Raw genomic sequence first — 25266 nt, forward strand, 5'->3', positions numbered from 1 at the left:
ATCATGAAGCCTGACGGTGGTGCTTCCCCAGGCGCCGCTTGAGGCGCAACCGGTGCCAGTAGGTCAGCGGCGCCCTGGCGACCCGGCTGCGGCCGGCCAGGGCGCGTTCAGGATCAAGATATATTTCCGCCAGATGCACGGTAGGCGCTATGCGGCCAAGATACCCGGCACAGCCGGCGCAATACGTGGCAATGCGGTCCGTACCGGCCAGTTCCGCCCGCCGCGCCGTCCAGGCCCTGGCCAGATCCGGCCGGTGAAAGCCCAACCCGCCGCCCTCGCCGCAGCAGAGTGTGCGTCTCCCCGTATGCTTCGTCTCCCGCACGGCCACGCCGCGGCTGGCCAGGAGCGCGCGCACAGCACCATGAATCGCCACCTCGCCGCGCAGGGGGCAGGGATCGTGCACGGCCACGGTGGTGTTGGAAAGAGCGCCAGCTGGCGTCGCCGTCTCGGCCAGCACCTCATACACTGTGCGCACCTTGAGGGAACCGCCGTAGCGGGCAAAGACCTTGTGGCAGTTGGGGCAGGCCGTGAGCACCTGCTCCACGCCCAGGCCCTGCAGCCGCTCGCGAATCCCTTTGAACTGCTCCAGGAAAAACGCCTGCCGGCCCAGATCATGCGACGGTTTGTGGCAACATTCCAGGACCATGGCCAGATCCGGAATGTGGGATTGCAAGGCGGTGTAGAGCCCCCAGGTCACCGCAGGCCGCGTGCCCGGCAGGGTGCAGCCGGGAAAAAACACCGTGCGCGCCGGGGTCTCTGAGGGCGGCGGATACCAGGTGAACCGCGGCGAGTGCCCGCGGCGTTCGTAGCCCAGGAGGATGCCATAGCGGGCAAGCTCCACCTCCCCACGCGCCACAGCCTGCCGACGCAGCTCCAGGAACAACGCCACCGGGGCCAGTTGCGCAGGGCAGACGGCTTCGCACAGGCCGCACAGGCTGCAGGCAAACGGATCGACAGTGCCCCGCCGTGCTGCATGGTCCTGCAGCACGGCGCGGGCAATGGCGCCAGGGGTCCCATATTCCTGCAGGAACTGGCATTGCCGGACGCAGGCCTGGCAGTCCGTGCAGGCCTCGGCCAGGGCGTGGGCCTGACGGGAGACATCTTCGGATGGCGGCTCGGCGGAATCGGCGGAACTGGAGGAACTGGAGGAACTGGAGGAACTGGAGGAACTGGAGGAACTGGAGGAATCGGGCGCCATCGCGCCGGTTCCCTGGCCACTTGAACCATCCGAACCCCCTGATACTCCGGTAGATTTCATCCCCTTTTTCCGACGGTACCAGGCCAGGCCCTTCTTGCCGGCCAGGGGCAGCAGCCCCAGCAACGCCAGGGAGATCAGCAGTCCCGGGGAAAAGGCATCTGCCGGCGAGTTGAGCTTGCCCAGTTCGCTGCCGGCGTTCACATACACGATGGTCCCAGGCAGCATGCCCACCTGCGAGACCCAGTAAAAAGTGCGCAGGGGGATGGCCGTCAGCCCCATGCCCAGGTTGATCACAAAAAACGGCACCACCGGAATAAGCCGCAAGGAAAACAGATAAAACGCCCCCTCACGCGCCATACCCTCATCCATGGCCGCCACGGCCCTGGGGAAGGTCCGCTGCACCCAGCCGCGCAGCAGGGTGCGGGAGAGCAGACAGGCCAGGGTGGCCCCGATGGAGCTGGCAAAAGACACCGCCACCGTGCCCACCACCCCGCCAAACACCGCCCCGGCCAGCAGGCCCAGAATGGTCCCGCCGGGCAGGTTGAGCGTCACAGCCAGCAGATAAAAGGCCACAAATCCGCCCAAAACGGCGACGGGATTGGCCTGGTAGGCCGCCTGAATCCGGGCCTGCGACGCCTTGACGGCCTCGAATGTCAGCCGGTCCTGCAGGCCAAGGCCGAAAAACGCGACCACCACGGCGACCAGCGCCGCCACCAGGAGCAGTTTTTTCCAGGGCACGGGCATGTTCCTTGCAAGTGACAGGTTCGGCGGCAGAATACCCTGGTTGCGGGGGAAAAAGAAATCGATCCCGGCACAATATTTTGACTGATTGGATCAACATTATTGATTTTGTCGATAACCAAACCCCGGATAAGGTGATGCAACATTCCAATTCAGGAGGAATCCCGATGCTGCATCCCCGTTCCCGTGTTTGGCGTAGCTCCCTGGTCCTGGCTCTGCTTGTGCTCGGCCTGAGCGTGCTCCTCGCCTCAAGCGCCGCCCTGGCCGAAACGCCGTACAACTTCATCGCCCCGGACGTGCTGCACAAGCGATTGGAGGCCAAGGAAGCCCTTGTTCTGATCGATATCTGTGTGGTGGAGCAATTCAAGACCGGGCACATCCCCGGCTCCCTGGAAACCAACGCCTATCCCGTGGAGACCGACGCAGAACGGGCCCGGCTGGCTGAAAAACTACCAAAAATCAAGGAATCCGGCGTTGATGTCATTATCGTCTGCCCCCGTGGCGGTGGTGGCGCCAAGCGCGCCGTGGACTACTACCTCTCCCAGGGTGTGGACGCCAAGCGGCTGCTGATCCTGGAAAAAGGCATGGACGGCTGGCCCTACGAAAAAGAAGCGAAATAACGAGGCGAAGGCCTCAAGGGACACTGCCGGCCCTGATCAACAGGATCAGGGCCGGCAGAAATTTTTGTGGAGCAGTATGGTGCGCCCGGAGAGATTCGAACTCCCGGCCAAGAGCTTAGAAGGCTCCTGCTCTGTCCAACTGAGCTACGGGCGCACGGTGTGGCGAGATGACGCTGGCAGCACCGCAGGCGGCGCGCCTTGAAACATGGGACTTTACCCCGAACTCCGCTTCTTGTAAATCTGGTTTCCTTTCCCGCACCTGTTTCGCGCTGGCGGAGTTCGCGGTTTTTCATGACAGACTCTTCCCCCTCCCACGAGCACACCACTCCTCCCGGTCTGCCCCCTGTCCTGCCGCTGGCCACCCCGGCCGAGGCGGACGCCTGGCTGGCTTCCCGGGGGTTCTTCCACATGGAACTGACCCTGGACCGCGTCCGGAGCTGCCTGGCAGAGCTGGAGCTGCACGAGCCGCGCATCCCCACGGTGCAGGTGGTCGGCACCAATGGCAAGGGATCCACAGCCACGTTCCTGGCCCACATCGCCGCCGCCCAGGGCCTGCAGGTGGGGCTGTTTACCTCGCCTCATCTGTTGCACCCGCGCGAGCGCATGGTACTGGTGGATGACTTTGGCCTGGAACCCATTGACGCGGAAAGCTGGCTGGCCGCGGCCAACACCGTGCTGGGCACGGACGCCGGCCCCACGCTGACCTACTTCGAGCTGACCCTGGCCATGGCCCTGTGGTGGTTTGCCCAGGAGGAAGTGGATTTGATCGTCCTGGAAGCCGGCCTGGGCGGCGCGGGCGACGCCACCACCGCCGCGCCCAGGGAAATGCTGCTGGTGACGCCCATCGGCCTGGACCACCTCGGCGTGCTCGGCCCGAACATCTCGGCCATTGCCGCGGACAAGGCCGGCGCCATTCCAGATGAGGGCATCGTCCTCTCCCTGCCGCAGGATCCGCGGGTCATGTTCCGCCTGGAACGCGTGGCCGAGACGCGCAAGGCCCAGCTGTTCGAAGTGCGGATGCCCAGGGCCTTTGACCCGGATTTCGGCTTTTATCCTCTGCCAGACCCCCTGGCCGGCGAGGGCCCCGCGCCCATGACCCTGGGGCTGGCCGGGCCGCATCAGGCCCTGAACGCCCGGCTGGCCATGGCTGCCTGGGTGGTCCTGGCCGCCTCCCACGGCTGGCCCAGGGACTTCACCGGCTCTCGAGAGGGACTCGCCCGGACCTGGATTCCCGGCCGGCTGCAGTGTGCCCCGGCCGCGCCCGGCAGGCACCCGGCCATGCTGCTGGACGCCGCGCACAACCCTCCGGCCCTGGCCATCCTGGAGCAGGCCCTCACCCGCCGCCAGCAGCGGCCGGCCCAGCTCGTCTTCACCTGCCTCAAGGACAAGGATCTCGACGCCATGCTCCCTGCCCTGGCCCGGCTGACGGACGGCCCCTGCCACGTGCCCGAACTGCCCGAGAACTCCCGGTCCATGCCCGCGGCCGAGGTGGTGGCCCGGCTGGTTCCGGTGTTTGGGGAACGCGTGCGCCCGGCCGGCCCCCTGGACACCTTGCTGCCGGCCCTGGCCGGACCATCCGCCCCGCAAGGCGTCACGGTCTGCTGCGGCTCCTTGTATTTGCTGGCCGAGTTCTTTAAGCTCAATCCCCACCTGCTGGGACCCTGGCAGGCCGGTCCCTAGAGAACCGCGTGCGTTCTTCCGCAAACCTTGCGAGATCTGCGCCATCATGCCCAATACGTCTTCCTCATCGTCCGCCGCGCCGCCCCCTGCCCAGGCAGCCCAGGCAGCCCAGCAGGCTTTGTTCCGCCACCTGCCCTCCATGGACGCGGCCCTGCAGCATCTGGAGGCCGATCCCCTGCTGGCCGCCCTGCCGCGGGAACTGCGCAAGGATGCGGCCACGGCTTTTTTCGACCTGCTGCGCGCCGGTATCAGGGACGGCCGCGTGGACAGCGCCGACCAGCTGGCCGAGGCCATGCTTTTTCCGCAACTCAGCGCCTTTGTCCGCCGGGCCGGGCAGCCGCATTTCTGCCGGGTGATCAATGCCACCGGGGTGGTGGTGCACACGAATCTGGGCCGTTCCCTCCTGGCCGAGGAGGCCATCCAGGCCGTGATCCAGGCTGACCGCTACTATTCGAACCTGGAATTCGATCTGGACTCTGGCGAGCGCGGCAGCCGCTACAGCCACGTGGAGGCCCTGGCCTGCCGGCTTACCGGGGCCGAGGCCGCCCTGGTGGTGAACAACAACGCCGCCGCCGTGCTGCTCATGCTGGCCACCCTGTGCCAGGGCCGGGAGGTGATCGTCTCCCGCGGGCAGCTGGTGGAAATTGGCGGTTCCTTCCGCATTCCGGACGTCATGGCCCGTTCCGGAGCCATCCTCAGGGAGGTCGGCGCCACCAACCGCACCCATCCGCGGGACTACGAGCAGGCCATCACCGAACAGACCGCCGCCCTGCTCAAGGTCCATTGCTCCAACTTCCGGGTCATCGGCTTCACCAAAGAGGTGAGCATGCCCGAGCTGCGGCAGATTGGCGACCGCCACGGCCTGCCCGTACTGGAAGATCTGGGCAGCGGCACGTTTTTCGATTTCTCCACCATCGGCCTGCCCGGCGAACCCACGGTGCGCGAAGTCCTGGCCCAGGGCGCGGACGTGGTCACCTGCAGCGGGGACAAGGTCCTGGGCGGGCCACAGGCCGGGCTGATTCTTGGCCGCAAGCGCTTTATCGATCCCATCAAAAAGAACCCCCTCAACCGGGCCCTGCGCATCGACAAGATGACCCTGGCCGCCCTGGAAGCCACCCTGCGGCTCTATCTGGAGCCGGCCCGGGCCAGGGAGCGCATCCCCACCCTGCGCATGATGGCCATGACCCACGAGGAACTGGCGGCCAAGGCAAACAGGCTGGCCCGCCGGCTGCGCAGGGAACTGGGCGAGACGGCCAGAATTTCCACCTGCCCCGGCGCGTCCCGCGTGGGCGGCGGGGCCTTTCCCGAGCGCGACCTGCCCACCACCCTCGTGGAACTGCACACAGGCAAGATGTCTCCAGACGCCCTCCAGGGCCGGCTGCTGGAAGCCGAACCACCCCTGGTGGGCCGCATTGAACGCAACCGCTTCTGCCTGGACCCGCGCACCCTGCTGGACGAGGAACTGCCCCTCGTCGCCACCGTGCTGCGCGCGGCCCTCACCACATAAGGAACCATCATGGCTGACAATCCCCTCTTCTACACCGCAAAAAACGCCTGGGAGCGTTACGCCGCCCCCGAAGACCGCCAGGCCATGGAAGATCTGGCCCAGCGCTATCTGACGTTTCTGACTGCCTGCAAGACCGAACGCGAAACCGTCCGCTATCTCGTGGACCGCAGCGCCGCGGCCGGCTATGTTGAGAATCTGTCCTCCGACCTGTACCTGCGCCCCTGGCGCGGCAAATGCGTCTTCCTGGCCCGCAAGGGCCGGCGGCCGCTCTCCGAAGGCTTCCGCCTCGTGGCCGCCCATGGCGACACCCCCCGGCTGGATCTCAAGCAGCACCCCTTCACCGAAGACTGCGACCTCCTGCGCGCCAAGACCCACTACTACGGCGGCATCCGCAAGTATCAGTGGCTGGCCATCCCCCTGGCCCTGCATGGCGTGGTGGCCCTGGCCGATGGCCGCCTGGTGGACGTGACCCTGGGCGAGGAGGACGACTTTGCCTTCGCCATCCCGGATCTGCTCCCCCATCTGGCCCAGAAGCATAACGAGCTGAAGATTTCCGAAGGCTTTGACCCCGAAAAGCTGAACATCATCCTGGGCCATGAGCCTGCCCTCAAGGACTCTCCCGAGGCCGAGGCGCCCAAGGATCCCGTCAAAATCAAAATCCTCGCCCTGCTCCACGAACGCTACGGCATCACGGAAAGCGACTTCCTCTCCGCAGAGCTGCAGGCCGTGCCCGCCGGGCCGGCCCGATGCATCGGACTGGACAAGGCCCTCATCGGCAGCTACGGCCAGGACGACCGTTCCTGCGTCTTCTGCGCCATCGAGGCCCTGCTCCAGGCCCAGCCGCCGGAATACACCGCCGTGGTGATGATCTGGGACAAGGAGGAAATCGGTTCCGATGGCGCCACGGGCGCGCAGTCCCGCTTTCTGGAATACTGTCTGGAAGATCTCCTCGCCGCCTGGGATCCCGGCACCCCCCTGCGCACGGCCATGCTGGCCGGCAAGGCCCTTTCCGCCGACGTCCACGCCCCCGTGGATCCGGACTTCCAGGAACTGCACGACGCCAAAAACAGCGCCCGCCTGGGCTTTGGCCCCTGCTTCGTCAAGTACACCGGCCACCGCGGCAAATATGGCGCCAGCGAGGCGGACGCCGAATACGTCGCCTGGCTCCGGGGCATTCTGGATGCCCGGGCCATCCCCTGGCAGCTGGCCGCCCTGGGCAAGGTGGATCTGGGCGGCGGCGGCACCGTGGCCAAGTTCCTGGCGCAGTATGGCATGGACGTCATTGATGTCGGTCCCTGCGTGCTCTCCATGCACAGCCCCCTGGAACTGGCCAGCAAGGCGGACATCTTTGCCACCGTGGAGGCCTTCAAGGCCTTTTTGGAAGGATAGCGCATGCGTCCCGTGATCATGGGCACAGCCGGGCATATCGACCACGGCAAGACCACCCTGGTGAAGGCGCTGACCGGCATCGACTGCGACCGACTCGTTGAGGAAAAAAAGCGCGGCATCACCATTGAGCTGGGCTTCGCCTACCTCGACCTGGACAAGACGCCGGGCGGGCAGCGGCTCTCCATCGTGGACGTGCCGGGGCACGAAAAATTCGTCAAAAACATGGTGGCCGGAGCCACGGGCATCGACTTTGTGCTCCTGGTGGTGGCCGCGGACGAAGGCGTTATGCCCCAGACACGGGAGCATCTGGAAATCTGCCAGTTGCTGGGCATCTCCGGCGGCCTCGTGGCCCTGACCAAGTGCGACATGGTGGATGAGGACTGGCTGGCCCTGGCCACGGAGGACGTGGCCGGCTTTCTCCAGGGGACCTTCCTGGAAAACGCGCCCATCTTCCCGGTCTCGGCCCATACCGGGCAGGGCCTGCCCGAGCTCAAGGCCGCCCTGGCCGCGCAGGTGGCCGCCTTCGCCCCCACCCGCCGGCCGGATCTGGCCCGCCTGCCCATCGATCGCGTCTTTACCATGAAAGGCCACGGCACCGTGGTCACAGGCACGCTCATTGCCGGGCAGTTGCAGCTCGGCGAGGATGTTGTCCTCTATCCATCTGGCAAAACATCCAAAATCCGCAGCCTGCAGTCCCATGGCGCATCCGTGGAGCTGGCCCCGGCCGGCCGGCGTACGGCTGTGAATCTGGCCGGTCTGGAAGTGGCGGACATCGACCGCGGCGATATCCTGGGCCGGCCCGGCCAGCTCTTCCCGCATCTGGCCTGGGATGTGGAGTTGACCTGCCTTTCCTCCACGCCCAAGCCCCTCCGGCACCGCGTGGAGGTCCACTTCCATCATGGCGCTCGGGAAACCCAGGCCCGGCTGCACCTGTTTGACCGCGACCGCCTGGCCCCGGGCGAAACCTGCGTCTGCCAGATCCGTTTCGAGGAGCCCATGGTCGGCGTGCATGGGGATCGCTTCGTCATCCGCAGTTTTGCCCCCCTGCGCACCGTGGCCGGCGGCCGTGTGCTCAATCCCCTGCCCCGGCCGCGGACCTTCAAGGTCCGCCGCTTCAACGAGGCCGATCTGCAACGCCTCGCCCCCCTGCTGGCCGGCGAGGCCGAGGGGCTCGTGGCTGTCCAGCTGGCCATGGCCGGCGTGCTGGGCCGCAGTCTGGCGGAGCTGAAGGTCGGGACCAATCTGGACACCAAACAGCTCGACGCCGTGCTGCAGGCCATGTCCGGCCGGCAGACGGCCCTGCTCTTTGACAAGGAAGAGCGGCGCTCTGTGGCCGGGGAGACAGCCCAGCAGCTGGCCGCGGCCACGGTTGCGTTCGTCCAGGCCTTCCACGCCCGCGAGCCCATGAAGACCGGCATCTCCCGCGGGGCCCTGGCTGCGGCCTGGCCCGCGGCCACGCCCACCAAGCTGGGACATCTGGTGGTGGAACGGCTCCTCAAACAAAAGGAGCTCGAGACCGAGGGCGACGTGCTCAGGCTGGCCGGGCACACCGTGTCCATGGCCTCGGACGTGTCCGGCTTCTCCAAGACCATCCTGGAGGCCTACACCGCCGGCGGCCTGACCCCGCCCAACCTCAAGGACGTGCTCGATCCTCTGGCTGTGACCGCCAAACAGGCCCAGCCCGTGCTCACCCTGCTGCAGGACCAGGGTGTGCTGGTGAAAGTGAAGGAAGACATGTACTTCCACGCCCCGGCCCTGGCCGGGCTGGTGGCCAGGGTCCGCGCCTGGTTCCAGGACCCCGCCGCCCCGCGCGAGGAGATGGGGCCGGACAATTTCCGCGAGCTGACGGGACTGACCCGCAAGTACCTGATCCCGCTATTGGAATGGCTGGACAAGGAAAAGATCACCGTCCGCGTGGGAGACAAGCGCCGGCTCCGCCGCCAATAGTCATCACCAGTCGCCGTCGCCAGGGATTGTCGTCAGAAATTACCGCCCGCCTTGCCCATTGCCAGCGACCGGCCGGCCGCGGTAGAATCCCTTTTTTCTTGCCACCTTTTTTCAGGAATCCCCCATGCTCCCGCACTTCCGGCACATTCTTTTCGCCACGGATCTTTCCGACGTCTGCCGCCATGCCATGGGCTTTGCCTTTTCCATGGCCGCGACCTTCCGCGCCCGCCTGACGGTGTTGCACGTCATGCCGGATCTGGCCGCCGAACTCTCCCAGCGCATCGCCCTGGACCCGGCGTCCCTGTCCCTGTCCGGCGACACGCCAAGCCTCGACTGGCTGGACCAGGAGCAGCACGCCACAGCCCTGGACATCCGCACCCGCCTGACCGCCCTGTGCAACGACCTGCTGGCCCAGGCCGCGGAGCAGGATCCTGAGCTGACCAACCGCCTGACCCTGCTCATCAAACCCGGCGACCCCGTGGAAACCGTCCTGGAAACCGCTCACGACGGTGACTTCGACTGCATCGTGGTCGGCTCCCACGGCCAGGGCATGGTCTCCCGCCTGCTCGTGGGCAGCGTGGCCGAGGGCGTGGTCCGCGCCAGCCGCATCCCCGTGCTGGTGACCCCGGTGTATGAGGAAGAGGACTCTCACTAAGACAGGCCAGACAGCCCGCCCGCAGGCGCGCATCCAGGCTGCCTGACCGGGGACGCCGCCATTGGTTCCCAGCCGAAATACTCGGTAAAAAAAATATTCCCGTTTTCCGCCCTGCAGCCCTTGTATTCCCCTCCCCGCAGGCGTAACTTTGGTCCGTTTTTCTCACGTAAACGGAGAGCGAATACCATGGCGGATGATGCAACATGCGAGAAATGTGAAACATTTCTCCCCAAGCTCGTTGATGTGTTAAAGAAGGGCTACTCTGGCAAGCACGCCCTGCAGGATGTCTTCGCCGGCCTCACCGTAGGGGTGGTGGCCCTGCCCCTGGCCATGGCTTTCGCCATCGCCTCGGGCACCACGCCGGAACGAGGGCTGTTCACAGCCATCGTGGCCGGCTTCATCATTTCCGCCCTGGGCGGGAGCCGGTACCAGATCGGCGGCCCCACCGGCGCCTTCGTCATCATCGTCTATTCCATCATCGACCGCCATGGCTACGACGGCCTCGTGCTTTGCACGCTCATGGCCGGGGTGATCATGCTGCTTTTTGGCGCGTTCCGCATGGGCTCGCTGATCAAGTACATCCCTTACCCGGTCACCACGGGCTTTACCGCCGGCATCGCCGTGCTCATCTTTTCTTCGCAGATGAAGGACTTCTTCGGCCTGCCACTGGCGGAAGTCCCGCCGGATTTCATCGATAAATGGGCGGAGTATCTGGCCCATGCCGGGCAATTCAGCCAGCCCACCCTCATTGTTTCCGGCGTGGGGCTGGCCACCATCATCCTTATCCGCCGCTTCATCCCCCGGGTGCCGGCACCGGTGGTCAGCGTGGTCCTGGCCACGCTGATCGCCGCGGTTTTCAACCTGCCCGTGGAAACCATCGGCACCAAATTCGGTGGCGTGCCCGACGCCCTGCCCAGCCTGACCCTGCCCATGGTCACCCTGGGCCGGCTGCACGATCTCATCCCGGACGCCTTGACCGTGGCGCTGCTGGGCAGCATCGAATCCCTGCTCTCCTGTGTGGTGGCCGACGGCATGACCGGGGACAAGCACAAATCCAACACCGAGCTGATGGCTCAGGGCGTGGCCAACATCGCCTCGCCCCTGTTCGGCGGCATCCCGGCCACCGGCGCCATCGCCCGCACCGTGACCAACATCCGCGCCGGGGCCTTCTCCCCCGTGGCCGGCATCCTGCACGCCGCGGTGCTGGCGGCCTTCGTGCTCTTCCTGGCGCCGCTGGCCTCGTACATCCCCTTGGCCTCCCTGGCCGCGGTGCTGGTGGTCGTGTCCTACGACATGAGCGAGTACCACAAGGTGCTGCGGCTGCTCAGAGCGCCCAAGTCCGACATGATGGTCATGCTGCTGACCCTGTTGCTGACCGTGATCATCGACCTGACCGTGGCCGTGAACGTGGGCGTGGTGCTGGCGGCGCTGCTCTTCATGCGCCGCATGAGCGAGACCACAGCCATCGAGGACTGGGGCCACAACTGCTGCTCCTGGAAGCCAGACCTCCAGCGTGCGGACTTCCTCGAACTGCCCCATGGATTGATGGTGTACGAGATTGACGGCCCCTTCTTCTTTGGTGTGGCCGACCGCTTCAAAACCGTGCTCCACGCCACAAACACCAAGCCCAAGGTTATCGTCCTGCGCATGGGCAAGGTGCCGGCCATCGACGCCACTGCAGACAACGCCCTGGAACTCTTCGCCAAACGCTGCCAGCACGAAGGCACCCGGCTCATCCTTGCCGGCGTGCGCCCCCGCGCCCTGGACAACCTCAAGCGCCTGGGCACCATCACCCTCATTGGCGAGGAGAACATCTTCGACAACTTCGGCGAAGCCCTCGACCGCGCCCGGCGCATTGTGGCTTTTGAGTAGGGAAGAGAGGCAAAAACGAACAGGGGGTCCAGGGGGGATTATCCCCCCTGGTTCCTGCTCATTGTTGCTTTCTTCTCTCCCCTCCCGCGCCTATCTCTTCGCGCATTCTTCCCAGCCTGTGCACATGGCCTTGACGTGGGCGAAGACGCTGTGCCCCGTGGTGGTCATGTACACATGCACCACCAGGAACTGCAGGATCAGGAACGCGCCGACGGTGTGCAGGGCCGCGGCCGTGCCCAGCTCCATGACGATGCCCATGGCATTCCAATCATTGTAGAAATAATAGAGAAAACCGGTGAGCATCTGGAAAGGCAGCAGTGCGGAGACAATGCCCAGGTAGGCCAGCCGTTGCAGGGGGTTGTGCTTGGCGTCAGGCTGTTTTTGCACGGGATGGGGTTCGCCGTGAAAGATGCCCCACAGATAATGGCGGAGGACAGCCACCAGCTTTTTGGCTGTGGGGGTGTACTGCTTCCATTCCCCGGTGGTGACGAGCCAGAACACCCCGAAACTGAACAGCACGAACCAGGCCAGTCCGCACCAGATGTGCAGTTCGTGGGCCAGCTTGTACCCAAAAAGGTGATAGGTGCCGTGCAGTTCGAAGCCGGTGATGAGCAACGAGATCACCAGTGCGGCCTGGAGCCAGTGGTTGATGCGTTCAAAGCGCGTGTAGCAGTAAAATCGCGTGGCGCTCATACTCAGCTCCTTCTCTTGGATGCAACGATGCGGGCCAGACCATGCAGGAGCACACCGCCCAGGGACAAGCCCACCAGGGCCCAGCCAAACTGGTCGATGACGGAAACACTGTCCCGCCCCGGCATGTAGAAGCCGGCCAGCTGCTGCAGGCGACTGTTGTCGCGGGTGTGGCAGGCCTCGCAGGCCAGACTCTGCTCCTTGGGGGCGACCATGTGCGTGGTCTGGAAGACGTAACTCGTCTCCACAAAGCCGTATTCGCCTGAGTATTGCTGATTCACATACTGCATGCCCGCGGCGATGGAGGCATTCCAGTTGAAGCTCTTCCAGTAGGCTGCGTCGTCCTTGCCAAACAGATGCGGCACCACAAAGCGGTTCAGCTTGCTGTCATAGGGCTGTTTGCCGGTGTGCATCTTGAAGGGATAAATGCGGGAATTGGCATCCGTCCGCGCGCCCACGGGCTTGTTGATGGCCACCCGCGTGGCCGGGTCAAAGGTATCCTCGATGGTCAGGTATTCCATGGTACCGTTGAACCACGCGTACACCGGGACCACATTCTTTTCCCAGACGAAGTCGCCCTTCTTGCTGTCATAGGACGAAAAGCCGAATTCCCCCTTGGTCTTGAAGGGCTTGCCATCCTTCATCTGCCCGGCTGTGGACCAGTCCCAGCGCATCTTGGTGGGCAGCTCGCGGGCAAAGGCCGGGATGTGGCAGGTCTGACAGGCGACCTTGTCCGTGTGGTCGTTGGCCTTCACACCGGGCTTGTGCGGGGTGCTGGTGTGGCAGGATTCGCAGGTGATGCGCGAGGTGGTGTCGTCCTCCACCAGACTCTTGCGGGAGGTGGCGGCCGGCGTCTTGTAGCAGCGGCCGGCGATGCGGTGGGCCTCGGTGGTGTGGCAGCGGGCGCAGGTGAAATTGCCGCCGTCCTGGGACATGTGCACGTCCAGGCTGCGGCTGGGGTTGAGGATGGAGGAGTCCAGATCCCCGTGCTTCACGGCGTCGCCGCCGCCGCCGTAAAAGTGGCAGTTGCCGCAGTTGTTCCGGTCAGGCCGGCCCACACCCTGGGCCACCTTGTTCCAGTCCGGCGGCAGGTAGGTGGTGTTGTCATCGGGAAAGACCGTAGGTTCGGTAACCGGATTGCCAGCCATGGTCGGGAATTTTTTATAGGTGCCGGTGCGGTCGTGGCACACGAGGCAATCGACCTTGTTGGCGTCGGAAAAGTCGAAGGTCTTGTCCTTGAAGCCGTAGCCAATGTGGCAGGAGGTGCAACGCGGCTCGTTGGATGGCACGGCAACGCAGAAGTTATTGAGTGTCTTGCCATACTTGCCCATGGTGCCGGTGGGATCGTGCGGGCACTTCCAGGTCCAGTGGATGGTCTTGTGGATCTGGCTGGCGGCCTCGGTGTGGCAGGAGAGGCAGGCCTTGGTCACCTCGGGGCCAGACGTGAAATTCCCCTGCAGGGCCGGAAACTTGGAATGATCCGCCGTGATCCATCTGGTTTCCGTCGGGGCATGCGCCAGGGGTTGTGGCTGGGCTCCCTGGGCAACACTGCCGCCCAGGAGGTTCATGGCCGCGGCCCCCTGCTCTGCCTGGGACAACGGTGTGGTGGCCCAGCCTGCCCCGGCCAGCAGGACCAGGGCAATCATCAGTGGCCCGGCCCGCCAAAGCCAGTGCCCGTACCCGTACCAAGCCCGAAGCCCGTACCCGTGCCAGGTCCGAAGCCCAGGCCGGGATCTGGACCTGGACCGCAGCCGGGACTGGGACCGCAACTGCTGTGTGGTCCTGCCAAACGTGTTTCGCATACCTCTCCTCCCTTTCCGCTATGGTGCAAGGCGGCCCGCGCTGCGCCGCCGGATGATCCAGGCCGCCAGGGCCAGCCCGCCCCAGGCCGCCGCCAGGACGAGGTGCCCGATATCCACCGTCATGCCCGTGCCCTTGGTCACGTCGCCGCCGGGCAGGTTTTTCCAGACGCGGATGAAGCCCGTCAGGATTACCCCGACCAGCACGGCTGCCTGGGCCCAGGCCAGGCCGTTCAGCGAAAGCCGGCGCGAAAACAGGGCCTCGCCTCCGCGCAGGGTCACAAGCCCCAGAAATACCGCAGCGGCGATGTAGTGGATGACATGGGTCACGTAAAAGTCCGCCGTCCAGGCCAGGCCGGGGATGTCGGCGATGTAGTAGCGCTTGAAGATGGGCATCTGCCCCACGCCGGAAATGGCCAGGGCCACCACGGCCAGGACAAACAGCCAGCGTTCCAGGGGATGTCGGCGGCTAGTCATGAGCCCCCTCCTTTTTGTTCCGGCTCACGGCGCGCAGCGCCGCCCCGGCCAGACCGGCCAGGGGGGCGGCCACCAGGGCAGCGGCCAGCATGGTCTGGTTCTCGAACGGATCCCCCACGGCGGCCAGGTGCGGCCGGCCGGGTCCCTTGGCGCGGACTGCCTCCAGGGCCTCGAACGGCACGGGGGAGACATACACGGTGTTGGTGCCGCCATTCTCGTCCAGGCCATAGAGGTAGCCCTGCATTTCCGCAGCAAGGGCCTTGGCCTTGGCCACGATCTCGTCACGCGGGCCGATCTGCTGCACCTCATACGGACAGGCCTCGACACAGGCCGGCAGCTGGCCCTGGTCCAGCCGGGTGGTACACCGGTCGCACTTGTACATCACGCCGTTGCCGGCGAGGCGGGGAAGAAGGTCCAGATACAGCCCCACCCCGGTCTGCCGCTGTGGAATGGACCAGGGGCAGACGTCCCGGCACTTGGCCCCGCCCAGGCAGGTGCTGGCATCGATTTCAACGATGCCGCGGGCATCCTTGGAACAGGATCCCCAGGGGCAGAGGTTCACGCAGGGCGGGTTCTGGCAGTGCATGCAACGCCGGGGCATGTGCAGCTCAAAGGCCTGGCCATTGTGCGTGCCTTCAAAATGATCAATGAACAGCCATGTGTAAGGCGTGAGGCGATCATCCGCATCGCGCTTGTCGGACCAGTCTTCCGCCTTCACACGCTTGGGCAGCATGGGCGGGAAGGGCTTCTTCGGTTCGGGAAACTTGGCGGCGTTGGCCTCCTTGCAGGCCTCGGCACAGGCGCCGCACCCTACGCATTTGGACAGGTCAAGCAGGGTGGCCAGTTCGCCGGAAGGCTGGGTGGTGGCCCGGGCCGCAGCGGGCGCCGCCGGTACGGCAGCGCCGGCGCCCAGCAATGCCAGACCACCCAGGAACCGACGGCGGGAAAGTGCTTTTTTCATGGGATCATACATCCTTATTATTCCAGTACCCCGGAGCGGGGTTTTGGTACAGTATAAGCAGATACCGTGCCGGAGACAACACAGGAGGGAAATTAATCCATAATCACCTAGAACAACAGGAACGTGCTCATCCTGCGCTTGCGAAATCCGGAGGGGATGGCTATGCTCATGTCGAACCACTTAGACACTTGTCGAAGCACCTTGTGCATCTGGTTTGAGGACGCCATGTTCAAAACACCCCAGCTCTCCGCCGTGTGCAACACCCTGCAGGAAGGCCTCATGCTCATCGGGGCCGACGGGCGTATCCAGGCCGTGAACCCGGCCATGGAAAAACTCACTGGCTACACCGCCGACGAGCTCATTGGCCAACCCTGCACCATCATTCAATGCGATGTGTGCGAGAAATCCCGCCGCGAAGGCCGCGACCACTGGTGCCGCCTGTTCGATACCCGCCAGGAACACCGCCGCCGCTGCCGCATCCTGCGCAAGGACGGAGCCAGCGTGCCCGTGCTCAAAAACGCCTCCCTGGTCATGGAGGGCGATCAGGTGGTGGTGGCCGTGGAAACGCTCACCGACCTGACCGAGCTGGATGAACGGGACCGCAAAATCGAGGAACTGACCAGACGTGTGGAGGAAGCGCCCGGATTCCACGGCCTTGTGGGCCGCAGCGAGCCCATGCGCAGACTCTTTCGCGCCATTGAACGCGCTGCCGGCAGCGAGGCCCCCGTGCTCATTCTGGGTGAATCCGGCACGGGCAAGGAGCTGGTGGCCCAGGCCCTGCACAGCCTGGGTGCGCGCCGTGACGGGCCGTTCATTCAGCTCAACTGCGCGGCGCTCAACGAATCACTGCTGGAAAGCGAACTCTTCGGGCATGTGAAGGGCGCCTTCACCGGGGCAGTGCGCCACCGCCAGGGCCGTTTCGAGGCGGCGCACGGTGGGGATTTGTTTCTGGATGAAATCGGGGATATCCCTGTACCGATGCAGGTAAAATTGCTGCGGGTGCTGGAAACCAAGGAGGTGGAACGCGTGGGGGATAATCTCCCCATGCCTGTGGATGTCCGGTTCCTCTCGGCCACCAACCGCAACCTGCCGGCTCTGGTGGCGGAAGGAAAGTATCGAGAGGACTTCTTTTATCGTATCAATGTTATTCCCATTCATGTTCCCTCATTGCGCAGCCGGCTGGAAGATGTCCCGCTCTTGGCCGAACACTTTCTGCAGGTCATTGCCGCCCGCTCTGGCCGCTGCCGGTTTTCCCTGGATCGCGGCGCGCTGGAGGCCATGCTCCACCACACCTGGCCCGGCAACGTCCGCGAACTCAAGAGTGCTCTGGAGTTTGCCGCCATCCATGCCGAGGCGGAAACCGGCGGACGCATAGAACGCTGCCATCTTCCGCCGGTGCTGCAAGGCGAGCCGGTCTGCCCCCCGCTGTCCCTGACCGCCACGGCAAGCTTCCCCGCGGGGCCCTCCCACGGCGGCCTGACTCTGGCAGAGTACGAGGAACGGCGCGCCCTGGTCGCCGCGCTCCAGGAAGCCGGCGGCAACAAAAATGCCGCCGCACGTCTGCTGGGCGTGCACAGGGGGACAATCCTCAACAGAATGCGAAAATACGGGATTGATATCCATAGATCTGTCTTAACATAATCGGCAATTCAATTTATCTGGCTGATATTCTTGCATTCATTGATTCCAACAATTATCTGACGCATTTGACACATACCATGAGTTTTTGTACTCCTCCGGTACGGGCAGCCGTGTGGAATCGCTCCACACGAACAGGGGGAGAATAACTCATGCGCGTCATTGTTGGTTTGTGGGCACCGGCACTCCTGCTGGCGCTGGTGTTCTGTTGCGCTGCGGCCAGGTCAGGAGCAGAGGAAGGACCACGCTACATAGGCTCCAAGGCCTGTGCGGACTGCCATGCCGAACAGTACGATCGCTTTATGGAGCATTCCAAGAAGGCACGCTCCTGGAAAAGCGTCGAGCTCATGCGCCCCAAGCTCAAGCCGGCGGAACTGCAGGGCTGTTACGACTGCCACACCACCGGCCATGGCAAGCCCGGTGGCTTTGTCAGCTACGAGCAAACCCCGCAGCTGGCGGATGTGGGCTGCGAGACCTGCCACGGCCCCGGCAGCGCCCACGCTGAAACCGGGGATACCAGCCTCATCACGCGCACCCCTGCCATTGAGAGCTGCAAAACCTGCCACAACGAATCGCGGGTGCGGGACTTCCACTTCAAGCCGCTGCGTTTCAGCGGCGCACACTAAAGGAGCGCGTCATGCTCGCTCGCATCCGCTCCTCCCTGGCGTTCAAGTTGTCTTTGCTGGTTGCCGTGTTGTGCCTGGTGGTGTTCACCGTGCTCGCCTGGATGAACAATTCCAGCCAGCGGCAGAACATGCTCCAGCAGCTGGCACTCGCCTCCCAGCACGTTGCCGAGCTGTTGTATCTTTCCATTGAGAAGCCCATGATCGTTGGTGACAACGAGTCAACCCGCAAGGAATTCGAGACGCTGGAGAAGAAATTCCCCCGCGCCACCCTGTACATGACCGACTACCGGGGCAACATCACTTACAGCACCGCCGCTGCCCATGTCCGCAAGGATTTCGGCGCGGCAGTGGCCATTCCGGCCATCGCGGCCATGGTGGAGAAAAGCCTCAAGGCCCCCATCCGCGAGGGGCAGCTGGTACAGGCAACCACGCAGGCGGGCCAGCAAAGCTACTTCGTGGAGATTCTCTCCGTGGAAAACCGGCCGTCCTGCCATCACTGCCACGGGGCTTCCGAGCCGATTCTCGGCTCCATGGTCATCATGGACGAGGTCAGTCCGGCCATGGCCGCCATCGACAAGCAGGCCCTCCGCTCCGCCCTTTCCAGCGCCGCCGGCGGCGTGCTGCTGGTGCTGGTGCTGTTGCTGTTCATCCGGCGTGTGGTGCTCAAGCCCGTTTCGCGCCTGAGCGAGGCCTCCACCGCCGTGGCCCAGGGTGACTACAGCCGGCATTTTATCGAGGCAGGCACCGATGAAGTGGCCGCCCTGGGCCGCAACCTGGAATCCATGGTCCGGGAAATCAAAACCCGCCTCGGCTTTGCCCAGGGCGTGCTCAAGGGCGTAACCCACCCCTGCATTCTGGTGGACCCCCAGAACCGCATCCTGCACCTGAATCAACAGCTGATTGCCCTGTTCCACAAGACTGGCACACCGAAGGACTTCCTTGGCACAGACGCGTCCGTCTTTTTCTACAACGACAAGAACAAACCAAACATCCCGTTCCGGGCCGTGAATGAACAGCGCGCCATTGCCCAGGAACTGACCTGCCAGGTTGCCGGTGGAGAGATGGTCATTGACGTCAACGCCTCTCCCATCACGGACCTGGACGGCAACCCCCTGGGCGGCTTTGCCCTGTATTTCGACCTGACTGCCATCCGGGCCCAGGAAGCGCGCATCGCCGCCCAGAATATCCAGATGCAGGAGATTGCGGCCCAGGCGCGGATCATCATGGACCGGCTGGTCGCGTCTTCCGAAGAACTGGCCAGCCAGGTGGAAGAAACCTCCCGCGGCGCGGAAGACCAGCACCAGCGCACGCGGCAAACCGCGGCCGCCATGGAAGAAATGAACGCCACCGTGCTGGAGGTGGCCAGCAGCGCCAGCGCCGCCGCGGAACTTGCCGAAGACATGCGCCAGCAGGCCGCGGGCGGGGAAAAAGTGGTGGACGAAACCGTGGCCGCCATCGGCAGCGTGGCCCGGGAGACCCAGAGCCTGCAACAGGCCATGGACGAGCTGGACCACCAGGCCGAAGGCATCGGCAACATCATGCAGGTAATTCAGGATATTGCCGACCAGACCAACCTGCTGGCCCTGAATGCGGCCATCGAGGCGGCGCGCGCCGGCGAGGCTGGCCGCGGGTTTGCAGTGGTGGCCGACGAGGTTCGCAAACTGGCGGAAAAGACCATGAGCGCCACCAAGGACGTGGCCCAGTCCGTCTCGGCCATCCAGCTCGGCGTGCGGCAGAACTCCCAGGCCGTGCACACGGCGGCCGCCTCCGTGGACAAAGCCACAGGCCAGGCCCGGCACTCCCGCGACGCCCTGGAACGCATCGTCACCCTGGCCGGCCAGGCCTCGGATCAGGTCCGCAGCATCGCCACGGCCAGCGAGCAGCAGAGTGCGGCCAGCGAGGAAATCACCCGTGCCGTGGAGGCCATCCACGCCATTGCCAACGAAAATTCCCTGGCCATGACCGAGGCTGCCAAAGCCCTGGGTATTCTGGCCGGCCTGGCTTCGGAACTGGAAGGACTCATCCAGAAGCTGCACAGCGAGTAGCCCGCTGCGCTTTTCCGCAAGAAACGGGGGTGCCTCAGTGAGGCACCCCCGTTTTTTTTGCGGCAAGGCTGCCTACCGGAGCATGCCATAGGAGATGAAGCTGATGACTGCCCCCTGGGGGTCGCGAATCACCGCAAAGCGGCCCACTTCCGGGATATTGCGCGGTGCAATGACGATCTGCGCCCCCAGCGCCTGGGCCTTGTCCGCCACGACGTCCACGTCATCCACCGTGATGTAACACCCCCAATTGGGCGGCGCGCCCAGCTGCAACGCCTCCGGGGGCATGCCCATGATGCCCGCCACGACGCGATCTCCAATTTTGACAAGCGAATACGGGATTTCGCAGGCGGAATAGTCCTCAAAGGTCCAACCCAGCAGGGCTCCATAAAAGGCCCGGGCCTGAGCAGGGTCATTTGTCATGAGTTCATTCCAATTAATCATGCCATGCGAAACATCCTGGCAAGTCACATCGCGCCTCCGGATTTTCATGTGTTTCAAACAGGTTAACAGTCCCAAGCATTACAAAAAATTTTGTAGAATTATTCTTGCCGGCTTGGCAAGGTAAAACATTTGTTTCAGGGATCAGTTCCACCCTTGCGCCTCTTGACCGGGGACTTAATTAGCCACATACTCGCCCCGCATCGCAACCACCATCCCCTCACAGAGGTTTGAAAAAATTATGGAACTTTTGGTCGTTATCTACATCGTCTGTGCGACCATCCTGACCATCTACGGCACCAACTGCCACGTGATGACGCATCTGTTTCAGCGTCGCGTGGCCGAAGCCCGCAAGCGTGACGCTGCCGATCTGGACGCCTTTTACGGCGGCCAGGAATTGGCCCTGTCCAACCCGGCCTGCGCCCGCCTGCCCCGCGTGACCACGCAGGTCCCCATCTATAACGAAGCCAACGTCATCGCCCGGTGCATCGACGCCTGCGCGGCCATGGAATACCCCGCCGGCATGCACGAAATCCAGGTGTTGGACGACTCCACCGACGAAACCCGCGACATCGTGGCCGCCAAGGTTGCCGAATGGCGCGCCAAGGGTGTGGATATCGTCCAGGTGCACCGCCCCGACCGCAAGGGCTTCAAGGCCGGCGCCCTGCGCTATGCCCAGGAATTCTGCAAGGGTGACTACATCGCCATCTTCGATGCCGACTTCGTGCCGCCCAAGGACTTCCTGCTGCGTTCCATTCCTTACTTTGTGGATCATCCCGAAATCGGCTTTGTCCAGGGCCGCTGGGACCATCTGAACCGCGATGAAAGCCTGATCACCCAGCTGCAGGCCGTGGGCATCGACGGGCACTTCATGATCGAGCAGAGCGCCCGCAACTACAACGGCCTCTACCTGAACTTCAACGGCACCGCCGGTGTGTTCAGCAAGCAGGCCATCTACGACGCCGGCAACTGGCAGGACGACACCCTGACCGAGGACATGGACCTTTCCTACCGCATTCAGCTGGTGGGCTACACCTGCCGCTTCCTCATCGACCTGGCCGTGCCTGCGGAAATCCCGGCCGACATGGCTGCCTTCAAGGCCCAACAGTTCCGCTGGGCCAAGGGCTCCATCCAGACCGCCATCAAGCTCATGCCCCAGGTCATGCGGCACGAAGCCTCCCTGTTCAAAAAGTTCCAGGCCTTCATGCACATGAGCCACTATGGGGTGCATCCCATCATGCTGTTCCTGGCCATTCTGGCCATGCCCGTGATGGCCATCGGCAACATCGGCATTGAAGGCATGCCCTTCATGGTCTTCATCACCATGCTGCTGCTGTCCTGCTCTGGCCCCAACCGGCTGTACATCACCGCCCAGCGCGCCTTGGGACGGCCCTTCTGGAAAACCTTCTCCCTCATTCCCGCCATGGTGCTCTTTGGTTGCGGCCTGGCCGTGAACAACACCAAGGCCGTCATTGAAGCCATCCGCGGCAAGCAAAGCGCCTTCATCCGCACGCCCAAGGCCGGTGTGAATGGTGGCGTCAAGCAGTACAAGGCGTCCCGCAGCAAGCAGCACATGTGGGAACTGCTGGCCGGCTCCTGGTGCATGATCGGCGTAGTCTGCTACTTTGCCGACGGGCACTACGCCGTTGGGCCCTTCCTGCTGATCTACGCCCTGGGCTTCCTGGGTGTGGGTGCCCTGACCGTGGGACAAGCCTTCAAGTGGCTGCGGAACAAGTAACCAGCCGTACCCTGCCCCTGCCTCTTCTGGGCCTGGCCGCCACCCTGGCGGCCATGGCCCATGCGGGCGAAATAGGCCGGAATGCCCCGGCCATGGCCTGCCTCTGGCTGGCGGCCTTTGCCCTGCTCATTCTGTTCTGCTCGGGGACCGTTCACAAGGACGGTCCCCGTCTTTTTTGGCCCATCCTGGCCCTGGGCGTGCTGCTGCGGGCGGTGTTCTTCCTGCAGATGGACGCCGGCAACGACATCTACCGCTATGTCTGGGAAGGCTGGCTTCAGCTCCAGGGCGTCAACCCTTACGCCTTTGCGCCGGATGCCCCTGCCCTGGCCCCCCTCAGGGGAGAGGCTGGCGGCCCGATGGCCGGAATTTGGCCGCTGATCAATCACAAGGATCTCAGTGCGGTTTATCCGCCGCTGACCCAGCTCATCTTCCGCGCCGCTGCTGCCGTTTCCCCCACCGTCGCCTCAGCCAAGGGCGCGGTGCTGGGCTTCGAACTTCTGACCCTGGCCTGTGTGGCTCTGCTGGTACGGCGCAGAAACCTCCCGGACCACGCCATCGCCCTGTATGCCCTTAACCCGCTGGTGCTTTTGTACTTTGCCGGGGAAGGCCATGTGGATGCCATCATGGCCGGCTGCACCGCCCTGGCCTATGTATGCCTTGACACTGCAGCCCGCCACGAACGTCCGGACGCCAGGGTCCGGTGGGAATGCGCCGGCTTTCTGCTGTTTGGCCTGGCGGGCATGGCCAAGTATCTGGCCGTTGCCCTGCTGCCGTTTTTCGTCACCCGGCACAATATTCGCCGGCTGTGGTGGGCTGCTCTTCCCCTGCTCCTGTACGTGCCCTTCGCCGGCGCCGGGACTGCGGTACTGGGCCCGGTCGTGCAATTCGGGCAGGTGTTGCATTTTAATGATGTGCTTCCCAGCGTCCTGCGCGGGTGGTTTGGCGGGGCAACGCCCCTGGCCCTTGCCCTGGGCCTGCTGCTGACCCTGGCTGGCATCTGGCTCAGCGTGCAGGAACGGCTCAGGTCCGCCTTTCTGGCCAGTCTTGCGGTGCTGGTGTGGCTGCCAACCCTGCACCCCTGGTATCTGCTGCTGCCAGCCATCCTGCTGCCCCTGTTCCCCTCGCGGACCGCGCTGGCACTGATGGCCGTGCAGGTCTGGACCTTTGCCGTCCTGCAGGGGGAATTCCAGACCGGCGTTTTTCAGGAAATTGTCTGGCTGCGCAATCTGGCGGCCCTGCTGCCGCTGGCCTTGCTGTTGCGGGCGCTTTGGAAGCGGGACACGCTGACACCGGCGCGGACCTACCCGGTTCCTGCCCGGCTCAGCGTGATCATCCCGGTGCTCAACGAAGCCGAACGGTTGCGCGACTGCCTGGAAGCCCTGCATCAGGCGGTGCGCGTCCTGCAGGCCGAACGGACGGTGGCGGTGGAGGTGCTGGTCAGCGATGGCGGATCGTACGATGACACGCTGGACCTGGCCCGGGCGCAACGGTGTCTGATACTGCACGCCCCCCGGGGCCGGGGCCGGCAGATCGCGGCGGCAACCCTTGCGGCCAAGGGAGAGGTGTTGCTGATCCTGCACGCCGACACGCGCCTGGAGCGCCGCGCCCTGCTGCGGCTGATTCAGTCCCTGGAAGCCCGCCCCGATGCCGTGCATGGTGCCTTGGGCATGCGGTTTTCCGCGCCGGCACAGGCTTCTCCGGCGCCCCGAACCTTCGATTGGATTGCCTGGCTCAATGCGGTCCGGGCCCGGCTCACGGACATCGCCTTCGGGGACCAAGGTCAATGGATCCGGCGTGACGCGTTGGCGGATCTGGGTGGTTTTCCTGAGCAATGGCTCATGGAGGATGTGGAGCTCAGCCTGCGGGCCAAGGCGCTTGGTCCGGCCCATATGGAACGCTGGACCGCAGCGGGATTGACCGTTTCCCGGCGCGCCTGGCGGGAACGCGGAGCGGGGCCCGGCGTCCGCATGGTGCTGCAACTCTTCTTCCGCTACCTGCTGGAGCGCCGTCTGGGCATGCTGGCGGACGATCCCCAGGCCCGGGGCTATTACGAGCGCTATTATGGCCGCGAAGCCCGGGAGCCCTGGGATATGCTGCGGGAAGACTGCGAATGGTAGCCGCTCCCGCGGGCGTCAGTCAGTATACGCCTTCGATGCCGGCTGGCCCCAGATCCCACCGTTCGCCGTACACATGCAGTTTGTTGGTGGGGTGCCCCTGGGCGTCCACCAGCGTGCCACCCGCATGCACCCAGTCCAGCATCCCGGCATACAAATTGAGCACACTCACTCCCTGCCCGGCCATTTTTTTGGCCAACATCCCACTGCGGTAGCCGATGGTGCAATAGGCCACCACAATGGCCCCGCGCCGCAGCTCGGGATCCGCCTCGAACTGCGCTTCGGTCACCGCGCCGGGCAGGATGGAGACGGCCCGCTCGGCGGGAGCGCGTGTGTCCACCAGCAGCACCCGGACCCCGTGCTGCTGCAGTTTCAGCACCTCTTCGGCGTGAATATCGGCCACCTGCGCGAAATCCTCGGCTTTGGAGGCTTCGAACATGGCCTGGGCCTGCTTGCGGCGGGACTCGTCATCCGCCGCCCATACCGTCATGACGCCACAGGCCAGCAGAATCCAGCAAAGCAGTATTCTAGCGGAAAAAATCATAAAGCACGTTCTTGAGCAGAGGGACATAGCGCAGGTACGCCCACAGGCCTGCACCGCTGCAAGTAAGGGTCAGCAAAGAAAAAAAGACCACATTCACCCAGGGGAAACGTACCAGCCGCAACACGCCCTCCAGCAGGGTGGCCACCATCAGGGCCAGCAGGAAGAGGAGCAAGGAGCCGGAAACAGCCATGGCCCAGTGCAGCAGCATGGCGTAATAATTGACATCCACCCCCTGAGGCATCACACCGCGGACGAGTTTGGCCACATCGGCAATGTCCACGATGCTGTGATCGTGAAACACCTTGGCGTTCATCACCAGGGTGGCCACAAAAATCACGGTGGCCAGCAGTGTCCGTTGCAGCCCATCCACCGCAGCCTTGCGTCGCGCGCGGGCAGAAAGTCCGGCTCTGTCTTCTGCCTCTGTGGCCAGGGTTGTCAGTTCCTCACTCATGGCCTGCATCGCGGCGGCGTTCAACGTAGTGGGGTCCAAGACGGCGATCCGGTCCGCCTGCTGGCGCAAGGCCGCGCAGAGCTTGAGAAGTTCCTTGCCGGGAGTGGAAGCCATGGGCAGGGTCCCTTTGCGGTTG

General features: G+C 64.3%; 20 protein-coding genes and 1 tRNA gene. 12 read left to right on the forward strand and 9 right to left on the reverse strand.

What is annotated here, in order from left to right; genetic code table 11:
• Nucleotide 1: 1 nt before the first annotated feature.
• Entirely contained in the window at nucleotides 2-1936 is a 1935-nt protein-coding gene (locus tag ACYQ00_RS03535; RefSeq protein ID WP_460030797.1) for a VTT domain-containing protein, read from the reverse strand.
• Nucleotides 1937-2106: 170 nt separating this feature from the next.
• Between ACYQ00_RS03535 and ACYQ00_RS03540 the strand changes: the two genes are divergently transcribed.
• Entirely contained in the window at nucleotides 2107-2559 is a 453-nt protein-coding gene (locus ACYQ00_RS03540) for a rhodanese-like domain-containing protein (protein WP_460030798.1), read from the forward strand.
• 77 nt (nucleotides 2560-2636) lie between these two features.
• Here the strand turns inward: ACYQ00_RS03540 and ACYQ00_RS03545 are convergent.
• Nucleotides 2637-2713, reverse strand: a tRNA-Arg gene (locus ACYQ00_RS03545).
• A 137-nt stretch (nucleotides 2714-2850) separates the two neighbouring features.
• Here ACYQ00_RS03545 and ACYQ00_RS03550 point away from each other — a divergent pair.
• The 6 genes from ACYQ00_RS03550 (at nucleotide 2851) to ACYQ00_RS03575 (ending at nucleotide 11609) form a co-directional block, all read left to right on the forward strand.
• Nucleotides 2851-4239 carry a bifunctional folylpolyglutamate synthase/dihydrofolate synthase gene (locus tag ACYQ00_RS03550; protein WP_460030799.1) on the forward strand — a complete coding sequence of 463 codons (1389 nt, stop codon included), beginning with the start codon at nucleotides 2851-2853 and terminating at the stop codon, nucleotides 4237-4239.
• 46 nt (nucleotides 4240-4285) lie between these two features.
• Complete coding sequence (selA, locus tag ACYQ00_RS03555; RefSeq protein ID WP_460030800.1) at nucleotides 4286-5746, forward strand: L-seryl-tRNA(Sec) selenium transferase; 1461 nt, start codon at nucleotides 4286-4288, stop codon at nucleotides 5744-5746.
• A 9-nt stretch (nucleotides 5747-5755) separates the two neighbouring features.
• Entirely contained in the window at nucleotides 5756-7135 is a 1380-nt protein-coding gene (locus tag ACYQ00_RS03560; RefSeq protein ID WP_460030801.1) for an aminopeptidase, read from the forward strand.
• Nucleotides 7136-7138: 3 nt separating this feature from the next.
• Nucleotides 7139-9082, forward strand: a complete 1944-nt coding sequence (gene selB / locus ACYQ00_RS03565) for a selenocysteine-specific translation elongation factor (RefSeq protein ID WP_460030802.1) — start codon at nucleotides 7139-7141, stop codon at nucleotides 9080-9082.
• A 124-nt stretch (nucleotides 9083-9206) separates the two neighbouring features.
• Nucleotides 9207-9737: a universal stress protein gene (locus tag ACYQ00_RS03570; protein WP_460030803.1), complete on the forward strand. Its 531-nt coding sequence runs from the start codon at nucleotides 9207-9209 to the stop codon at nucleotides 9735-9737.
• Nucleotides 9738-9923: 186 nt separating this feature from the next.
• The gene (locus tag ACYQ00_RS03575) at nucleotides 9924-11609 is read left to right on the forward strand and encodes a SulP family inorganic anion transporter (protein WP_460030804.1); all 1686 of its coding nucleotides are present in this window, start codon (nucleotides 9924-9926) and stop codon (nucleotides 11607-11609) included.
• A 90-nt stretch (nucleotides 11610-11699) separates the two neighbouring features.
• On the opposite strand, the gene ACYQ00_RS03580 is transcribed toward ACYQ00_RS03575, so the two are convergent.
• The 4 genes from ACYQ00_RS03580 to ACYQ00_RS03595 form a co-directional block, all read right to left on the reverse strand.
• Nucleotides 11700-12302 (reverse strand): cytochrome b/b6 domain-containing protein, encoded by a 603-nt coding sequence (locus ACYQ00_RS03580; RefSeq protein ID WP_460030805.1) that lies wholly within the window; start codon nucleotides 12300-12302, stop codon nucleotides 11700-11702.
• A gap of 2 nt (nucleotides 12303-12304) precedes the next feature.
• Entirely contained in the window at nucleotides 12305-13945 is a 1641-nt protein-coding gene (locus tag ACYQ00_RS03585; RefSeq protein ID WP_460030806.1) for a tetrathionate reductase family octaheme c-type cytochrome, read from the reverse strand.
• Between the two features lie 174 nt (nucleotides 13946-14119).
• Complete coding sequence (locus ACYQ00_RS03590) at nucleotides 14120-14575, reverse strand: hypothetical protein (protein WP_460030807.1); 456 nt, start codon at nucleotides 14573-14575, stop codon at nucleotides 14120-14122.
• Entirely contained in the window at nucleotides 14568-15536 is a 969-nt protein-coding gene (locus tag ACYQ00_RS03595) for a 4Fe-4S dicluster domain-containing protein (protein ID WP_460030808.1), read from the reverse strand. The genes ACYQ00_RS03590 and ACYQ00_RS03595 overlap by 8 nt, the downstream gene beginning before the upstream one ends.
• A 225-nt stretch (nucleotides 15537-15761) precedes the next feature.
• Here ACYQ00_RS03595 and ACYQ00_RS03600 point away from each other — a divergent pair, with 225 nt between their 5' ends.
• From ACYQ00_RS03600 to ACYQ00_RS03610, 3 genes are all read left to right on the forward strand, one after another.
• Nucleotides 15762-17177 carry a sigma-54 interaction domain-containing protein gene (locus ACYQ00_RS03600; RefSeq protein ID WP_460030809.1) on the forward strand — a complete coding sequence of 472 codons (1416 nt, stop codon included), beginning with the start codon at nucleotides 15762-15764 and terminating at the stop codon, nucleotides 17175-17177.
• A gap of 149 nt (nucleotides 17178-17326) precedes the next feature.
• Nucleotides 17327-17800 carry a cytochrome c family protein gene (locus ACYQ00_RS03605; protein ID WP_460030810.1) on the forward strand — a complete coding sequence of 158 codons (474 nt, stop codon included), beginning with the start codon at nucleotides 17327-17329 and terminating at the stop codon, nucleotides 17798-17800.
• An 11-nt stretch (nucleotides 17801-17811) separates the two neighbouring features.
• Nucleotides 17812-19845 carry a methyl-accepting chemotaxis protein gene (locus ACYQ00_RS03610; protein ID WP_460030811.1) on the forward strand — a complete coding sequence of 678 codons (2034 nt, stop codon included), beginning with the start codon at nucleotides 17812-17814 and terminating at the stop codon, nucleotides 19843-19845.
• Nucleotides 19846-19917: 72 nt separating this feature from the next.
• On the opposite strand, the gene ACYQ00_RS03615 is transcribed toward ACYQ00_RS03610, so the two are convergent.
• Nucleotides 19918-20286, reverse strand: coding sequence for a VOC family protein (locus ACYQ00_RS03615; protein ID WP_460030812.1), 369 nt, complete (start codon nucleotides 20284-20286; stop codon nucleotides 19918-19920).
• Nucleotides 20287-20524: 238 nt separating this feature from the next.
• Here ACYQ00_RS03615 and ACYQ00_RS03620 point away from each other — a divergent pair, with 238 nt between their 5' ends.
• Both ACYQ00_RS03620 and ACYQ00_RS03625 read left to right on the forward strand, forming a co-directional pair.
• The gene (locus ACYQ00_RS03620; RefSeq protein WP_460030813.1) at nucleotides 20525-22021 is read left to right on the forward strand and encodes a glycosyltransferase; all 1497 of its coding nucleotides are present in this window, start codon (nucleotides 20525-20527) and stop codon (nucleotides 22019-22021) included.
• Nucleotides 22003-24138 (forward strand): glycosyltransferase, encoded by a 2136-nt coding sequence (locus ACYQ00_RS03625; RefSeq protein ID WP_460030814.1) that lies wholly within the window; start codon nucleotides 22003-22005, stop codon nucleotides 24136-24138. Before ACYQ00_RS03620 ends, ACYQ00_RS03625 begins: the two co-directional genes overlap by 19 nt.
• Before the next feature lie 19 nt (nucleotides 24139-24157).
• Here ACYQ00_RS03625 and ACYQ00_RS03630 read toward each other — a convergent pair whose 3' ends face one another.
• Together ACYQ00_RS03630 and ACYQ00_RS03635 are read right to left on the reverse strand one after the other, a co-directional pair.
• Complete coding sequence (locus tag ACYQ00_RS03630; protein ID WP_460030815.1) at nucleotides 24158-24679, reverse strand: rhodanese-like domain-containing protein; 522 nt, start codon at nucleotides 24677-24679, stop codon at nucleotides 24158-24160.
• Nucleotides 24663-25244: a hypothetical protein gene (locus ACYQ00_RS03635; protein ID WP_460030816.1), complete on the reverse strand. Its 582-nt coding sequence runs from the start codon at nucleotides 25242-25244 to the stop codon at nucleotides 24663-24665. Before ACYQ00_RS03635 ends, ACYQ00_RS03630 begins: the two co-directional genes overlap by 17 nt.
• Nucleotides 25245-25266 lie beyond the last annotated feature (22 nt).

It is taken from the genome of Megalodesulfovibrio paquesii, from assembly GCF_054653055.1.

Bases quoted from the DNA above. Each gene is read 5' to 3' on its own strand.
- ACYQ00_RS03540 (WP_460030798.1), top strand. From the start codon at position 2,107: ATGCTGCATCCCCGTTCCCGTGTTTGGCGTAGCTCCCTGGTCCTGGCT.
- ACYQ00_RS03550 (WP_460030799.1), top strand. From the start codon at position 2,851: ATGACAGACTCTTCCCCCTCCCACGAGCACACCACTCCTCCCGGTCTG.
- selA (WP_460030800.1), top strand. From the start codon at position 4,286: ATGCCCAATACGTCTTCCTCATCGTCCGCCGCGCCGCCCCCTGCCCAG.
- ACYQ00_RS03560 (WP_460030801.1), top strand. From the start codon at position 5,756: ATGGCTGACAATCCCCTCTTCTACACCGCAAAAAACGCCTGGGAGCGT.
- selB (WP_460030802.1), top strand. From the start codon at position 7,139: ATGCGTCCCGTGATCATGGGCACAGCCGGGCATATCGACCACGGCAAG.
- ACYQ00_RS03570 (WP_460030803.1), top strand. From the start codon at position 9,207: ATGCTCCCGCACTTCCGGCACATTCTTTTCGCCACGGATCTTTCCGAC.
- ACYQ00_RS03575 (WP_460030804.1), top strand. From the start codon at position 9,924: ATGGCGGATGATGCAACATGCGAGAAATGTGAAACATTTCTCCCCAAG.
- ACYQ00_RS03580 (WP_460030805.1), bottom strand. From the start codon at position 12,302: ATGAGCGCCACGCGATTTTACTGCTACACGCGCTTTGAACGCATCAAC.
- ACYQ00_RS03585 (WP_460030806.1), bottom strand. From the start codon at position 13,945: ATGATTGCCCTGGTCCTGCTGGCCGGGGCAGGCTGGGCCACCACACCG.
- ACYQ00_RS03590 (WP_460030807.1), bottom strand. From the start codon at position 14,575: ATGACTAGCCGCCGACATCCCCTGGAACGCTGGCTGTTTGTCCTGGCC.
- ACYQ00_RS03595 (WP_460030808.1), bottom strand. From the start codon at position 15,536: ATGAAAAAAGCACTTTCCCGCCGTCGGTTCCTGGGTGGTCTGGCATTG.
- ACYQ00_RS03600 (WP_460030809.1), top strand. From the start codon at position 15,762: ATGTTCAAAACACCCCAGCTCTCCGCCGTGTGCAACACCCTGCAGGAA.
- ACYQ00_RS03605 (WP_460030810.1), top strand. From the start codon at position 17,327: ATGCGCGTCATTGTTGGTTTGTGGGCACCGGCACTCCTGCTGGCGCTG.
- ACYQ00_RS03610 (WP_460030811.1), top strand. From the start codon at position 17,812: ATGCTCGCTCGCATCCGCTCCTCCCTGGCGTTCAAGTTGTCTTTGCTG.
- ACYQ00_RS03615 (WP_460030812.1), bottom strand. From the start codon at position 20,286: ATGATTAATTGGAATGAACTCATGACAAATGACCCTGCTCAGGCCCGG.
- ACYQ00_RS03620 (WP_460030813.1), top strand. From the start codon at position 20,525: ATGGAACTTTTGGTCGTTATCTACATCGTCTGTGCGACCATCCTGACC.
- ACYQ00_RS03630 (WP_460030815.1), bottom strand. From the start codon at position 24,679: ATGATTTTTTCCGCTAGAATACTGCTTTGCTGGATTCTGCTGGCCTGT.
- ACYQ00_RS03635 (WP_460030816.1), bottom strand. From the start codon at position 25,244: ATGGCTTCCACTCCCGGCAAGGAACTTCTCAAGCTCTGCGCGGCCTTG.